12 protein-coding genes are annotated in these 14,711 nt (G+C 64.3%); 6 read left to right on the forward strand and 6 right to left on the reverse strand.

The window, feature by feature from the left end:
* Positions 1 to 12: 12 nt before the first annotated feature.
* Genes BBA01S_RS05750 through fdnG form a run of 3 tightly spaced genes read right to left on the reverse strand, consistent with a single transcriptional unit; the run spans position 13 to position 4,701 of the window.
* A complete protein-coding gene (locus BBA01S_RS05750; protein ID WP_027815597.1) occupies positions 13 to 639 on the reverse strand; it encodes a formate dehydrogenase subunit gamma in 627 nt (208 codons plus the stop codon).
* A complete protein-coding gene (gene fdxH, locus BBA01S_RS40195) occupies positions 626 to 1,621 on the reverse strand; it encodes a formate dehydrogenase subunit beta (RefSeq protein ID WP_084161860.1) in 996 nt (331 codons plus the stop codon). Before fdxH ends, BBA01S_RS05750 begins: the two co-directional genes overlap by 14 nt.
* 8 nt (positions 1,622 to 1,629) lie before the next feature.
* Complete coding sequence (gene fdnG, locus BBA01S_RS05760) at positions 1,630 to 4,701, reverse strand: formate dehydrogenase-N subunit alpha (protein ID WP_084161863.1); 3,072 nt, start codon at positions 4,699 to 4,701, stop codon at positions 1,630 to 1,632.
* A gap of 198 nt (positions 4,702 to 4,899) precedes the next feature.
* Between fdnG and BBA01S_RS05770 the strand changes: the two genes are divergently transcribed.
* Positions 4,900 to 6,360: a YihY/virulence factor BrkB family protein gene (locus tag BBA01S_RS05770; RefSeq protein ID WP_027815600.1), complete on the forward strand. Its 1,461-nt coding sequence runs from the start codon at positions 4,900 to 4,902 to the stop codon at positions 6,358 to 6,360.
* Positions 6,361 to 6,712: 352 nt separating this feature from the next.
* Positions 6,713 to 7,900, forward strand: coding sequence for a porin (locus tag BBA01S_RS05775; RefSeq protein ID WP_027815601.1), 1,188 nt, complete (start codon positions 6,713 to 6,715; stop codon positions 7,898 to 7,900).
* Positions 7,901 to 8,053: 153 nt separating this feature from the next.
* Here the strand turns inward: BBA01S_RS05775 and BBA01S_RS05780 are convergent, their stop codons facing one another.
* The 3 genes from BBA01S_RS05780 to pdxR all read right to left on the reverse strand — a co-directional run bounded on the left by BBA01S_RS05780 (position 8,054) and on the right by pdxR (position 11,458).
* Positions 8,054 to 8,953 carry a LysR substrate-binding domain-containing protein gene (locus BBA01S_RS05780; RefSeq protein ID WP_027815602.1) on the reverse strand — a complete coding sequence of 300 codons (900 nt, stop codon included), beginning with the start codon at positions 8,951 to 8,953 and terminating at the stop codon, positions 8,054 to 8,056.
* Positions 8,954 to 9,204: 251 nt separating this feature from the next.
* On the reverse strand, positions 9,205 to 9,669 hold the full coding sequence (locus BBA01S_RS05785) for an HU family DNA-binding protein (RefSeq protein ID WP_027815603.1): 465 nt from the start codon (positions 9,667 to 9,669) through the stop codon (positions 9,205 to 9,207).
* Between the two features lie 280 nt (positions 9,670 to 9,949).
* The gene (pdxR, locus tag BBA01S_RS05790) at positions 9,950 to 11,458 is read right to left on the reverse strand and encodes a MocR-like pyridoxine biosynthesis transcription factor PdxR (RefSeq protein ID WP_027815604.1); all 1,509 of its coding nucleotides are present in this window, start codon (positions 11,456 to 11,458) and stop codon (positions 9,950 to 9,952) included.
* Between pdxR and BBA01S_RS46700 the strand changes: the two genes are divergently transcribed.
* From BBA01S_RS46700 to BBA01S_RS05805, 4 genes are all read left to right on the forward strand, one after another.
* A complete protein-coding gene (locus BBA01S_RS46700) occupies positions 11,447 to 11,611 on the forward strand; it encodes a hypothetical protein (protein WP_156965873.1) in 165 nt (54 codons plus the stop codon). The genes pdxR and BBA01S_RS46700 overlap by 12 nt on opposite strands.
* 69 nt (positions 11,612 to 11,680) lie before the next feature.
* A complete protein-coding gene (locus tag BBA01S_RS05795; RefSeq protein ID WP_027815605.1) occupies positions 11,681 to 12,358 on the forward strand; it encodes a DJ-1/PfpI family protein in 678 nt (225 codons plus the stop codon).
* A gap of 210 nt (positions 12,359 to 12,568) precedes the next feature.
* Positions 12,569 to 12,910: a hypothetical protein gene (locus BBA01S_RS05800; RefSeq protein WP_027815606.1), complete on the forward strand. Its 342-nt coding sequence runs from the start codon at positions 12,569 to 12,571 to the stop codon at positions 12,908 to 12,910.
* 280 nt (positions 12,911 to 13,190) lie between these two features.
* On the forward strand, positions 13,191 to 14,687 hold the full coding sequence (locus BBA01S_RS05805; protein ID WP_027815607.1) for a DASS family sodium-coupled anion symporter: 1,497 nt from the start codon (positions 13,191 to 13,193) through the stop codon (positions 14,685 to 14,687).
* The last annotated feature ends 24 nt before the right edge of the window (positions 14,688 to 14,711 follow it).

Below are 14,711 nucleotides of genomic sequence, written 5' to 3' on the forward strand. Positions count from 1 at the left end.
TAAGGAACGTTGCTACTTGATGCTCTCGCGGAACCAGCGCGGATGATGCTTGCGCGCCCAGCCCCAGGTGACGTAGCCGCGCGTCATGGCGCCAATCGATCCCTTCACCCAGATCGCCGCGTAGATATGCACGACGATGCTTGCGATCAGCACGAAGGCCGCGGCTGCATGCACGACGGCGGCAAGACGGATGACCGTGATCGGGAAGTAGAACGAAAAGTAACGCCGCCAGATCACGATGCCGCTCACCAGCAGCAGCACGAGGCAAACCACCAGCGTGAAGAATAACAGCTTCTGTCCCGCATTGTATTTGCCGATTTCCGGCAGTTTGTCCTCGCGATTATTGAGCACGTCGTCCATCTGCTTGAGCCATTGCACGTCGGCTTTGTCCAGATAGTTGTGATGCCAGAAACGCAGCGCGAGGATCATGAACGAGACGAACATCACGATGCCGATGAACGGATGCAGGATACGCGTCCACTGCCCGCCGCCAAACAACGCGGACAGCCAGAACATGGCCGGGTGGAACATCGCCAGCCCGGACAGTGCGAGCAGCACGAAGGTAATGGCCGTGATCCAGTGATTGCTGCGTTCGTTGGCCGTATAACGCTGGATCAGGTGCGGTTCATGGTCGCTCATCGTTGCGCTCCTCGGGAGGGATGCCGCCTGTACCACCAGTACCACCAATGCCGCCAATTCCGCCAATGCCGTCGCGCTGCGAACGGATGCGCCGCGCTTCGTCGATTGCGGCTTCTTCGTCCTCGGCATGCGTTTCGTTGGGGCCGATGCGCGTGTAGTGGAAGAAGCCCGCCACCGCCGCGAGCGCAATGCCCGCAAGCGCGAGCGGCTTGGCGACGCCCTTCCACAGGCGCACGAGCGGGCTGATGCGCGGGTTATCGGGCAGGCCGTGATAGAGCGACGGCTTGTCCGCGTGGTGCAGCACGTACATCACATGCGTGCCGCCCACGCCCGGCGGATCGTATAGCCCGGCGTTCTCGAAGCCGCGCTCCTTGAGGTCGACGATGCGCTCCGCCGCGTGCACTTTCATGTCTTCCTTGGTGCCGAATACGATCGCCCCCGTCGGACACGTCTTCACGCACGCCGGCTCCTGCCCCACACCCACGCGGTCGGAACAAAGCGTGCATTTATAAACGCGATGTTCCGTCTTCGACAGGCGCGGAATATTGAACGGACAGCCCGTGATGCAATACCCACAGCCGATGCAGTTTTCCTCGTGAAAATCCACGATGCCGTTGGTGTACTGCACGATCGCACCCGGCGACGGGCACGCCTTGAGGCAGCCCGGATCCTCGCAATGCATGCAGCCGTCCTTGCGGATCAGCCATTCGAGGTTGCCATCCGGGTTCTCGTACTCCGTGTAACGCATCACCGTCCACGAGTGCTCGGTGAGATCGCGCGGGTTGTCGTACACGCCCGTATTGATGCCCACCTCGTCGCGCAGGTCGTTCCACTCCATGCACGCGGTCTGGCACGCCTTGCACCCGATGCACTTGGTGACGTCGATAAGCTTCGCGACCGTGCCCGTCACCGGCTCGCGCACGCCTGGCGGCGGCGTCGTGGTGGCGGACAGGCGTTTGATGTCCAGCGACTGAAATGCCATGTTCCCCCCTATGCCTTTTCCACTTTCACGAGGAACGACTTGAACTCGGGTGTCTGCGAATTGCCGTCACCAACAGGCGGCGTCAGCGAATTCGTCAGGTAGCCGGGTTTCGTCAGACCTGTGAAGCCCCAGTGCAGCGGCACGCCCACGGTATGCACCTTCTTGCCCTCGATCGTGAGCGCCTTGATGCGTTTCGTGACGACGGCGACGGCGATCAGGTAGCCGCGATTGCTCGACACCTTCACGCGCCCGCCATCGACCACGCCGACCTCCTGCGCCAACTCTTCGCCGATTTCGACGAACTGCTGCGGCTGGATGATCGAGTTCAGGCGTGCGTGCTTTGTCCAGAAGTGGAAATGCTCCGTGAGGCGATACGTGGTGGCCACGTGCGGGAAATTCTGCGCGGTGCCAAAGGTCTTGCGGTCGTCCGGGAACACGCGCGCCGCCGGGTTGGACGTGGCCTGCGGATTGTTGGGATGGAACGGGTTATAGCCGAGCGGGTTTTCAAATGGTTCGTAATGCTCAGGAAACGGCCCTTCGTTCATGCCGTCGCGGGCGAAGAAACGCGCCACGCCTTCGGGGTTCATGATGAACGGCCCCATGCCGAGATCGGGGGCTTCGTCGACCTTGTAGTCCGGCACGTCCGCGCCCGTCCACGCCGCGCCGTTCCAGCCGATCAGCTTGCGCGTGGGATCGAACGGCTTGCCCGCGGTGTCACACGACGCACGGTTGTAAAGCACGCGCCGGTTCACCGGCCATGCCCAGGCCCAGTTCAGCGTCTGGCCGATGCCGGTCGGGTCGGAGTTGTCGCGCCGGCCCATCTGGTTGCCCGCCTGCGTCCACGCGCCGCAAAAGATCCAGCAGCCGCTCGACGTCGTGCCGTCGTCCTTCAGTTGCGCGAACCCCGCCAGTTGCTCGCCCTTCTTCACGAGCACCTTGGTGGCGTCCTTGGGATCGGTCTGATCGGCGAGCGCCTTTCCGTTGTATTCCCTGGCGATTTCCTCGGGCGTCGGGCTTTCCGGATCCGAATACGGCCAGTCCAGCTTGAGGATCGGATCGGGCACCTTGCCGCCGTCTTTCTGGTAGGCGGCGCGAATGCGCAGGAACAGCCCCGACATGATTTCCAGGTCGCTGCGCGCCTCGAACGGCGGCTGCGCGCCCTGCCAGTGCCACTGCAGCACACGGCTGGAACTCACGAGCGAGCCGTTTTCTTCCGCGAAGCAGGTGGTCGGCAAGCGGAACACCTCGGTCTGGATCGAGGCCGTATCGACGTCGTTATAGTCGCCGTACTTCTTCCAGAACTCCGATGTTTCGGTGGCGAGCGGATCCATGATCGCAAGCCACTTGAGCTTGCTGAGCGCCGAAAGCGTTTTCGCCTTGTCCGGTGCGGAAGCGATCACGTTGAAGCCCTGGCAGATATAGCCCGTCATCTTGCCCTGGTTCATCAGCTCGATGGTCTGCAGCAGGTCGTAGGGCTTGTCGAGCTTGGGCAGCCAGTCGTAGCCCCAGTTGTTCTCCTGGGTGGCGTTCTCGCCCCACCACGACTTCATGAAGCTCACGAAGAACGCGCCGTAATGCTGCCAGTAACTGAGCTGGTTGGGCCGCAGCGGCTGTTGCGCGCGCTTCTTGATGTACTCGCCGTAGTCCTGTTCGGCCTCGACCGGCAGCGTCATGTAGCCGGGCAGCAGGTTCGACATCAGGCCAAGGTCGGTGAGCCCCTGAATGTTGGAGTGGCCGCGCAATGCGTTCATGCCGCCGCCCGCAATGCCGATATTGCCGAGCAGCAATTGCACCATCGCGCCCGTGCGGATCATCTGCGCGCCGATCGAGTGATGCGTCCAGCCAAGCGCATAGAGGATCGTGCCCGCGCGGCCCGGCACCGCCGTGCTCGCCATCATTTCGCACACCTTGAGGAATTTGTCCTTTGGCGTGCCGCACACTTTCTCCACCATCTCGGGCGTATAGCGCGAGTAATGTTGCTTGAGCAACTGATACACGCAGCGCGGATTCTGCAGCGTGTCGTCGGTCTTCACGAAGCCATCGTCGCCCAGCTCGTAGTTCCACGACGACTTGTCCGGATACGCGTGTTTTTCGGCGTTATAGCCCGAATAGATGCCGTCGTTGAACGCGTAGTCGTCGCGCACGATGAACGAGAAGTCCGTGTAGTTCTTCACGTACTCGTGCTGGATCTTGTCGTTCGTGAGCAGCCAGTTGATGACGGCGCCCAGGAACGCGATGTCCGTGCCGGTGCGGATCGGTGCGTAGAAGTCCGCCACCGATGCCGTGCGCGTGAAGCGCGGATCCACCACGATGAGCCGCGCCTTGCGGTGCGCCTTCGCCTCCGTGACCCACTTGAAGCCGCACGGATGCGCCTCGGCCGCATTGCCGCCCATCACCAGAATCACGTCCGCATTGCGAATGTCGACCCAATGGTTCGTCATCGCACCACGGCCAAACGTCGGGGCAAGACCTGCCACCGTCGGGCCGTGTCAGACACGCGCCTGGTTATCGAATGCGAGCATGCCCCACGAACGGGCCACTTTATGCGTGAGATAACCGACTTCGTTGCTGCCCGCCGAAGCGGCCAGCATGCCGGTGGTCAGCCAGCGATTGACCGTTTTGCCGTCGGCGGTTTTATCGACGAAATTCGCGTCGCGATCTTCCTTGAGCAGCTTCGCGATGCGGTCGAGCGCCTCGTCCCACGAAATGCGTTTCCACTCGTTCGATCCCGCCGCCCGGTATTCCGGATACTTCAGGCGATTCGGACTATGAATGAAATCGATCAGGCTCGCGCCCTTGGGACAGAGCGTGCCCCGATTGACGGGGTGATCGGGGTCGCCTTCGATGTGGATGATGCTCGCGGTGGCATTCTTCGCACCATCGCCGAGACCGTACATGAGGATCCCGCAACCGACCGAGCAGTACGGACAGGTATTGCGGGTTTCAGTGGTGCGCGCCAGTTTGTATTGTCGGACTTCGGCAAGCGCGTTGTCGGGCGCGAAGCCCATCAACGCGAGGCTGGATCCCGCCAGCGACGTTGCCGTGACCTTGAGGAACTGACGCCGGGACATCTGCAGCATGATGTGCGTCCTCGGCTTTCTGGTTGTGGGTGATTTCAGTATAAGACGTTTTGGGAACCGGATCGCATGAGTTGCGCCGCCCCGGCGCGCGCCGCGCAACCGGGTATCCGGATTGCTATAGTCGAACGAAAGGTGCAGTGCAAGATCGGTTGCGGGCTTGGCTGCATCATCGCTCGAACACGCTCCGACGCGGGACGCATAACCATGACGACGATTTCCTCCAGACAGATCGAATCGGCCGCGCGCAAGGAGGCCTCCTGGGTGGTCGACGCGTGCCGGCAGTTCATCGCCGACCGCTGCCCGTCGCTGGCCGCCAGCATCGCTTTTTATTCGGCGTTTTCGCTCGCGCCCACGCTGGTCATGGTGATCGCCGTGGCCGGCTGGTTCTTCGGCGCCGATGCCGCGCGCGGCGAACTGTTTCGTCAGGTGCATAACGTACTGGGCAACGACGCCGCCGCGGGCATCACCACCATCGTGCAGAACGCCCACCGCGCGGGCGGCGCGGGCGGCCTGGCCGCCGTGATCTCGCTCGTGCTGCTGGTGGTCGGGGCGTCCGCAACGTTCTCGTCGCTCAATTCCGCGCTCAATATGGTGTGGCCGCCGGACGGCCCGCGCGCGTCATCGGTGATCGCGCTCGTGCGGGTGCGGCTGATCTCGTTCGGCCTCGTGCTGGGCGTCGCCTTTCTGCTGATCGTTTCGCTCGTGCTGGACGCCGTCATTACCTTCGTCGGGCAGTGGCTGCTGGGCGCGTCCACCTATCTGTTCATCGGCAACATTGTGCAGTTCATCGTCGGGCTGATGGTGCTCGCGGTCGCGTTCGCCGCGCTGCTGCGCTTTTTGCCCGATGCGCTGGTGCAATGGCGCGACGCGATGGTGGGCGGGATCGTCGCCGCCGTGCTGTTCTCGGTGGGCAAGAAGCTGTTCGCGCTTTATCTGGCGCATGCGGGCATGGCGACGGCGTTCGGCGCGGCGGGCTCGCTCGCGGTGCTGCTGATGTGGCTGTACTTCTCGGCGGCGGTGCTGCTGCTGGGCGCGGAGTTCTCCGCCGCGCGCGGACGCCTGCACGATCCGCGCGGCGCGTGGGGCTGGCTCGACGAGCCGCCGCCCGGCAGCCGCGCCAAGCTGGCCTCGGTGCTGGCCGCCTCGACGATTGCGCCGCTGCGCGAAGCCGCCGCCAGAGCGCCGAAAGCCGACGCTGTTCCGATCAACAACGCCACTGAAGCGGACGGCGTGCTGGGTAACGGCACGCTGCCGCCCTACGCGGCCGCGGTCGCCGCCGAAGCGGCGGCCCTGAAAGCCACGGGCGCGGGCACTGAGCCAGACCTGGCTGGCAACCGCGCTGCCAACCTCGCCGCCGATCTCGCGGCAGACGACGCCCACGCCCCCCTGCGCGCCATCGGCCAGGCGCGTGCGACGGGCGGCGAGTTCGCCCGCAGCGGCAACGGCGGCTTGCAGATCCGCCGCTCGGTCGTGCGCATCGAGGACAGCGCCACCTATGCCGCCGCGCTCACGCTCGTGTCGGCGGGTCGCACCGTGGCGGCCGCCGACCGCTACCTCAAGCGCCACCCATGGAGTTCGGTTCTGCTCGTCGCAAGCGCCGCCATCGCCGTGACCGCCACCACCAGCCGCCGTCACGCCAGCTCGCGCAATAAATCCTGAGCGCGGCCACGGCGCGCCCCCTCCTGCGCGCCCTCTATATACAGAGCACTGCTACGGTTTCGAGGCGCAACCAGGGCACACCCCTGGTTGCTCCACGTTTACCCGTGCACCTTACAAATCGAAGTTGCACTTTTCGCGACTTGTAGCGAAAACGACAATAATGCAGAGTCAGCAATCCGATATTTCAGGATTCGGAAGAATCGCGGAATCGCCCGTATTTCAAGGCCTTACACGTGTGTGTCAGCTTTTCGCGACACTGAATTTTTTTCAGTTATAGACATTTGCACCCCTGCGTTATTCTCCTTTGCGCAACAGCAACAACTAAATCAAACATCTGCGTGGAGAATTCTGGATGAAACGAGTCGCACTCTCGACCCTCTCGCTGGCCCTGCTGGCCGTCACCGGCGTGGCACATGCCCAGAGCAGCGTCACCCTGTACGGCGTGATCGATGAATCGATCCAGTGGGTTCACAACACCGAAGTCGCAGGCGCAAACAAGAATCTGTACCAGCTCGCCGGCGGCAACCTGTCGGGTAACCGCTTCGGCCTCAAGGGCACGGAAGATCTGGGCGGCGGCCTGAAGGCGATTTTCCAGTTGGAAAACGGCTTCAACATCAACAACGGCAAGATGGGCAGCTACAACGGCAACAGCGCCCTGTTCGGCCGCCAGGCATTCGTTGGCCTGACGCATGATCAATTCGGTACGGTCACGCTCGGCCGCCAGTACGACCCGCTGGTCGACCTGGTTCAGCCGCTGACGGGCGACAACTACTTCGGTAGCCAGTTCGCAACGCCGGGCGACATCGACAATAACGACAACAGCTCGCGTACCAACAGCGCCATCAAGTACACGTCGCCGGTTCTGGACGGCTTCCAGTTCGAAGGCATGTACGCACTGGGCGGCGTCGCTGGCTCGACCGGTTCGGGTCAAAGCTGGGGCGCAGCGGCAACGTACGGCATCGGCTCGTTCAACGCCGCAGCTGGCTACTTCCGCATGGACAACTCGTCGAACCCGGCTAACCGCGCGACGACGAACGGCGGCTGGGCATCGACGGCAACGTCGGACAACGTGTTCCAGGACGGCAGCGTCATCACCAACGCATTCGCTTCGGCGAAGTCGGTTGGCATCGCTTCGGTTGCTGGCCAATACGTCGCTGGCCCGTTCACGCTGGGCCTGCGTTACAGCAACGTGCAAGTCAAGCCGGACGGCTACTCGACGTTCCAGACGACCGAGCGTTACAACGTCGGCGGCGCGTTCCTGGGCTACCAGCTGAACCCGGCACTGCTGCTGGGCCTGGGCTACATCTACACGCACGCTGCAGGCGACACGTCGAGCTCGTACCACCAGGTTTCGCTGGGTGCGGACTACAACCTGTCGAAGCGCACGGACTTCTACGCTGTGGCGGCTTACCAGCACGCCAACGGCACGCAGCCGGGCACGCCGGGCGTGAACGCAACGGCTTCGATCGGTTCGTACGGCTACAACTCGGCATCGAGCTCGCAAGAGATCGTCAGCCTGGGCATCCGCCACAAGTTCTGATCGACGGCATGAGCCGGGCGCAAGCCCGGCCACGCGACGAGACCTCGCAGCTAGAAATCACACGCTGCCCCAAACCAGCCTTCGGTGCGAGCCAGGGCTGGTTTTTTATTGGCCGTGCGTTTTATCGATTGAGTGGTGTTTGACCCGGACGGCTCACTTGAGCCGGGCAAGCGCCGCCGCCGCATGCCGGACGAAAGCATCGGCCAATGGCGCGCCGTCCTGCTGCACGCTGCGCGCAATGTTCACCGGCACCTCAAGCGACGGCTCGAAACGCTTCACGGCGACGCGGGTGCCCAACGCCGCCGCCGTCACCGGATCGACCAGCGCGATCCCCATGCCCGCCTCCACCAGCGTCACGACCGCCTGCGCGAGATCCGCCTCGACGCCGGTCGCGCGCGTCACCGCGCATTCGGCAAACAGGCGATCGATGCGCAGACGCGCAGGCGTGCCCGACTCGAACGAGACGAACGCCTCGCCTTCGCAGTCCGTCGCGTGCAGGACACGCTTACGCGCGAGAGCATGACCACGCGGCAAGATAGCGCGCATCGGCCATTGGCCCAGGCGTTCGAGCCGCACGCCCGGCGGCGGCGCGACCTCGTTCACGATCGCCAGGTCGCAGCGCTGCGCGGCGACGCGTTCGAGCGCCAGCGCCGGTTCGAGCGTGAGCAACGTGACGTCCACGCCCGCATGTTCATGCGCGAATGCCGCTGCCACGCGCGGCAGGAAATCCGCAGCGAACCCGGCCGCTGCCGCGACGCAAATCGCGCCGCGACGTTGCTCGCGGATCTGCGCGGCGGCCTGTACGACGCGATCGAAGCCACTGAACGCGCGCTCGACTTCGGCATGCAGCGCGTGCGCCTGCGACGTCGGCCATAAGCGACCTTGCCTGCGTTCGAACAGCGCGAGCCCCACACTCGACTCGAAATCGGCCAGCAAACGGCTCACCGCAGGTTGCGACACGCCAAGCGCGTGCGCGGCAAGCGTGACCGTGCGCGCCTGCATCAAGGCGCGAAATGCTTCGACCTGGCGGATACTGAGTTCAGAAGCAGTCATAACATTTAGACATGGATTTTTATGAATCTCCGTCGCACCAACTTCAAGTGAAGATTCAATCTGTCAAATAATCGTTATTTTCTGCCTGATACTACAGGACTTTGTCCCATAACATCTGCGCATGGACATGGCAAAGCTCTGCACCCGCTCGCTTTTCGCGGACAAATAAAAATCCCCGTGGGCGCATAGCCAACGGGGATTTCCTGGGTACTGACGCAAGCCGCGGCCACCGGGGCCACGGCGCGAGGCGCTTAGCCTGCTGCTGCGTCCTTCAGCTTCTTCAGCGCGCGTGCCTTGACGCGAACGCTAGCCGGCTTGGCCGGGAACCAGCGCTCTGCACCCGTGAACGGGTCTTTGCCGAAGCGCTTCTTCTTCGCCGGCACAGCCTGAACGACGATCTTCAGAAGGCCCGACAGCGTGAATTCGCCAGCGCCCTTCTTGTGAACCGAACCCAGGATCGTGTCTTCCAGTGCGGCGAGCACAGCCTTCGTTGCCTTCGGCTCGACACCAGCGCGCTCAGCGACGTGAGCAGCCAGCGAGGCCTTCGTGAAGGTGTCCTTGATCGGCGACGGTGCGCCGGACGCCTTCACGGCGACCTTCTTAGCTGCGGGCGTCTTTGCGGCTGCCGTCTTGGCGGGCGCTGCGGCCTTTTTAGCAACAACCTTCTTGGCCGGGGCAGCTGCCTTTTTGGCCACTTTCTTTGCGGAAGTCGGCATGTTTCTCCTACCAGTGTTGGTCAGTGAATCGACGAAGCACAGCGGGATGCAAATGCTTCATCGGCGGATTCTACAAGCGTGCAAGCGTTTTGCGTCATTCTTTTGCATCGCCGATGCAAATTTTTTGTTTCAAGCCGCCTCCCGAACGCATTATGACGCCTGTTTACAGGGGTAAACGTGCTCCCGCCAGACACGCGGGCATGCACACAGCGCCAGCGCGACGCGTCCGCGATGCTGCGAAAACGCCACACGTATGGCGTTTTTCGCGTTCGGGCGCGCGTCACGCACGCAGGAGATGCGCGGCGAGCGAGGTCAACGCGGCGTCGATCTGCTCGACTTCGACTGCGCCGTAGCCAAACAGAAAGCCTTGTTGCAAAGGTGTTTCCAGATGAAACGGCGCGAGCGCATGCAGGCCGACCGACGCCGCACGCGCCGCGGCAAGCAGCGCGGTTTCGTCCGCGCTTGCGGCAAGTCGCGCGGCCAGGTGCAGGCCCGCGGTGTTCGGCATCACGGGTTCGAGCCATGCAGCAAGCGGCCCGCGCAGATGCTTGAGCAGCGTTTCGCGGCGTGCGGCGTAGGTCTGGTGCATGCGTCGCAGGTGCCGTGCGAAGTGGCCGTTGAGCATGAAATCGGCGAGCGCGGTCTGCGTGAGCACGCAGCCATGACAGTCCGCCGTCTGGCGCGAGCGCATAAGCGCGCCCTTGAGCGCGGCGGGCGGCACCATGTAGCCAACTCTTAACTCGGGAAACATGGTCTTCGAAAACGTGCCGACGTAGGCCACGAGACCGGCGTTATCGAGACTCTTGAGCGGTTCGAGCGAACGCCCTTCGAAGCGGAACTCGCAGTCGTAGTCGTCTTCGATCACGAGTGCGCCGTGCGTCTGGGCCCATTCGAGCAGCGCCACGCGACGTGCGAGACTCATCGGCATGCCCAGCGGAAACTGATGCGAAGGCGTCACGTAGATCACGCGAGCGCGCTTCGGCAGCTTGTCGACGATGAGGCCGTCGTCGTCGACGGGCACCGGCACGACGTGCGCGCCGCACGACGCGAACGCTTCGCGCGCAGGCGGATAACCCGGATCTTCGACGGCGATGATGTCGCCGGGCCGCAACAGCACGCGCGCGAGCAGCGCAAGCGCCTGCTGCGCGCCCTGCGTGACGATCACGTCGTCCCAGTTGCTGGCCACGGCGCGGTTGAAGGCGAGGTAGCGCGAGACCGCCAGCCGCAGCTTCTCTTCGCCCGCGGGATCGCGATAGGCGCCGGTGCCGCGCGCCTGCACACGCAGCGCGTCGGTGATGCAGCGCCGCCAGACGTCGAAGGGAAAGCGCGATTTGTCCGTGACGCCGCCCGCGAAATCGCAGGCAAGGCGCGGATCGGGACGCGGCAGCGCGAGCGCCTCGGGTTGCGTTTGCCACCACGGCGGCGCGTTGCCGTCGCGCTGATCGTGTGGATCATATCGGTCGACTCCGTCCGGCAGGGCGCGGCTGCCTTCCTGCGCCGCGCGGATCTGCGCATTCGGATGCCCCGGCGCACGCGCGGGCAGACGCTCCAGCGTGTCGGCGACGAAGGTGCCCGAGCCGCGCCGCGCGATCAGATAGCCTTCGGCGAGCAGCCGCTCGAACACGTCGAGGGTGGTCTTGCGCGACACACTGAGCTGTTGTGCAAGCTCGCGCGTGGACGGCAAACGCGTACCGCCCGCCAGCCGCCCGTCGACGATGCGTTCGCGCAACTGGCGATAGATCTGTCCGGCGAGGTCGCGCTGGCCGGATACGGTGACATGAAGATCCATGTGGAAATGACAAAGCGTGTTGATGAGCGTGCCAGTGAACGCGCCAATGAGCCCGTCACGGCGCCTTGCCGGATGCTGGCACAAACGCGCGCGGCGCTGGCAGTTTTTGCGCGTTTTTTGGCGCTCGCGCGTGCAGGCCCGCACGTAGAGTGACGATGAACGGGCCGCCAGCGGCTCGCCCCCTCGCTCCTCTTCACATCACCGTCACCTCAAGGCGCTTCCATGACGCTCCAGATCGGCTTTCTGCTTTTCCCCCAGGTGCAGCCACTCGACCTTTGCGGCCCGTACGACGTGTTCGCCTCCATGCCGGATACGAACGTGCGGCTCGTCTGGAAGACACGCGAGCCGCTCATGTCGGCGACCGGCATGCTGCTCACGCCCGATACCGTGTTCGACGATTGCCCGCAACTCGACGTGCTCTGCGTGCCGGGCGGCAGCGGCGTCGGCCCGCTGCTCGAAGACGAGGCCACGCTCGCGTTCGTGCGGCGCCAGGCGCCGAGCGCGCGCTATGTGAGTTCGGTCTGCACCGGCGCGCTCGTGCTGGGTGCGGCGGGCCTGCTGCAAGGACGGCGTGCGACGACGCACTGGGCGTTCCACGCGTTGCTCGAACCGTTCGGCGCCATCGCGGTCAAGGAGCGCGTCGTGCGCGACGGCTCGCTGATCACGGGCGGCGGCATTACGGCGGGTATCGATTTCGCGCTCACGCTCGCAGCCGAACTGATCGGCGACGAGGCTGCGCAGGCGCTGCAGCTCGAACTCGAATACGCGCCTGCACCGCCTTTCGACGCGGGCAGTCCGGACAGCGCGCCGCCCGCCGTGGTGGAACGCGTGCGTCAACTGAACGCGGCGGCGCTGGCCAGACGCACGCAGATCGTCGAGCGCGTGACGCAAAAGCGCTGAGAATGCGCGACGCGGTTGGTTCGCCGTTGGTTGCCAGTTGTTAGGGTCGGCTCTTGCTACCGGGTTTTTCAAGGATCGTATACATTGAGCGCCGGGCGCGGTATTCATTGCACTCATGGTTTCAGGCCGCGCCGCGTTTGGAGTGCTTCTCGCCTTGCCTGCAGCACAAACCCTGAATCCAGCAGCACACACCAACCAAGAGGGGTATCAATGCGTTCCATTACCAGCAAGCTGACTCTCGCCGCGGCTACTGCCGCATTCCTGCTCGGCACCGCCGCGCCCGCCTTTGCCCAGGATGCCAGCGCACCGGCCGCCACGGCACCGGCGATGGCTATGGCATCGGCACCGACCGCTAAGGAGCAGAAGGCCGCCGCGAAGAAGCAGGCCCGCGCCCAGCGCAAGGCCGAACGTAAGGCCGCGCGCGCCAAGAACAACGCCGAACTGAAGAAGCTCGAAGACGCAGGCTACAAGCCCGCGAACAACGATCCGAACTACCCGCAGAACCTCCAGGACGCAGAAAAGAAAGCTGCTGCCAAGGGCGCCAGCCAGTAAGTTCGCAGTCGTTCCAGATGTGCCGAAGTCATGCGTCGAGTCATGCACTGAGCCGCACACGCAGTAGCGCAGCATGAGGGCCGGCGTTGCCGGCCCTGTCACGATCCCCGCAGCACACCTCTCGCCCCTCGCACACTCTTCGCACACTCCCGCCGCCAGCCGTTCCCGCGCGTCGCGTCATCGTCGCTGCATTGCCGCTTCATTACAGGGCACCTGCAACGCACGCCCCGATTCGTTATGGGACGATGCGCAACGTGCCGGTCTACAGGGAGCGCAACGCATGAATGCAGCGAAACCGCAGGCAAGCGCCGCACAGGCGCAGAAAAAGCCGGGCCTTCCGCTTGGCCTGATCGCAGGCGCGATCGCGCTCATCGTCGTGTTGCTGCTGCCGCTGCCCGCCAGCCTGCCCGTGGCCGGACAGCGCATGCTGGCGATCCTCGCCTTCGCCGTGGTCGTGTGGCTCACCGAAGCCGTCTCCTACGAAGCAAGCGCCATCATCATCACGTCGCTGATGGCGTTTCTCGTGGGCACCGCGCCCACCATCGACGACCCCTCGCAGCTCTACGGCACCTCGAAAGCGATCAGCATGGCGCTCGCGGGCTTTTCGAATTCCGCGCTGGCGCTGGTGGCGGGCGCGCTGTTCATCTCGGCGGCGATGACCGTGACCGGCCTCGACAAACGCATCGCGCTCGTCACGCTTTCGCTGATCGGCACGACCACGCGGCGCATCCTGATCGGCGCGGTCGCGGTGACCATCGTGCTCTCGCTCGTGGTGCCCAGCGCCACCGCGCGCAGCGCCTGCGTGGTGCCGATCATGGTCGGCGTGATCTCGGCGTTCGGCGTGGACAAGCGCTCGAATATCGCCGCCGGCATCATGATCGTGGTGGCGGAGGCGACCAGCATCTGGAACGTCGGCATCCAGACCGCCGCCGCGCAGAACCTGCTGACCGTGGGCTTCATGGACAAGATGCTGGGCGCGCGCGTGACGTGGCTCGACTGGCTGATCGCTGGCGCGCCGTGGGCGCTCGTGATGTCGGCGATCCTGCTCGTGCTGGTGCTCAAGATGCTGCCGCCCGAAACCGACGCCATCGCGGGCGGCAAGGAAGCCGTCGAAAAATCGCTGCGTGACCTTGGGCCCATGACGGGGCCGCAAAAACGCCTGCTGGGCGTCTCGATCGGCCTGCTGTGCTTCTGGGCCACCGAAGGCAAGCTGCATCCCTTCGACACCACCTCGGTCACCTACGTGGGCCTCGTGCTGCTGCTGTTGCCGCGCTTTGGCGTGATGGACTGGAAGACGGTGCAAAGCCGCATTCCCTGGGGCACGGTGATCGTGTTCGGCGTGGGCATCAGCCTCGGTACTGCGCTGCTGACGACGAAGGCGGGCCAGTGGCTCGGCGACCTGGTCGCGCATCACACCGGGCTGGATACGGCCGGCCCGTTCATGGCGTTCGCGATTCTGGCGGCGTTTCTGGTCGTGATCCACCTGGGCTTCGCGAGCGCCACGGCGCTTACTTCGGCCATGCTGCCCATCCTGATCGCGGTGCTGCAGTCGATGTCGGGCGACTTCAATCGCCTGGGCATCGCCATGCTGCTCGGCTTTACGATGAGCTTCGGCTTCATCCTGCCGATCAACGCGCCGCAGAACATGGTGTGCCTCGCCACCGACACCTTCACCGCGAAGCAGTTCGCGCGCGTGGGGCTGGTGTTGAGCGTGATCGGCTACCTGTTGCTGCTGCTGTTTGCCGCGACGTGGTGGCGCTGGCTCGGCTGGGTCTGAACGCGCAGGCGCTCGCAGGCCATG

The organism is Paraburkholderia bannensis NBRC 103871 (assembly GCF_000685015.1).
GTDB lineage: Bacteria > Pseudomonadota > Gammaproteobacteria > Burkholderiales > Burkholderiaceae > Paraburkholderia > Paraburkholderia bannensis.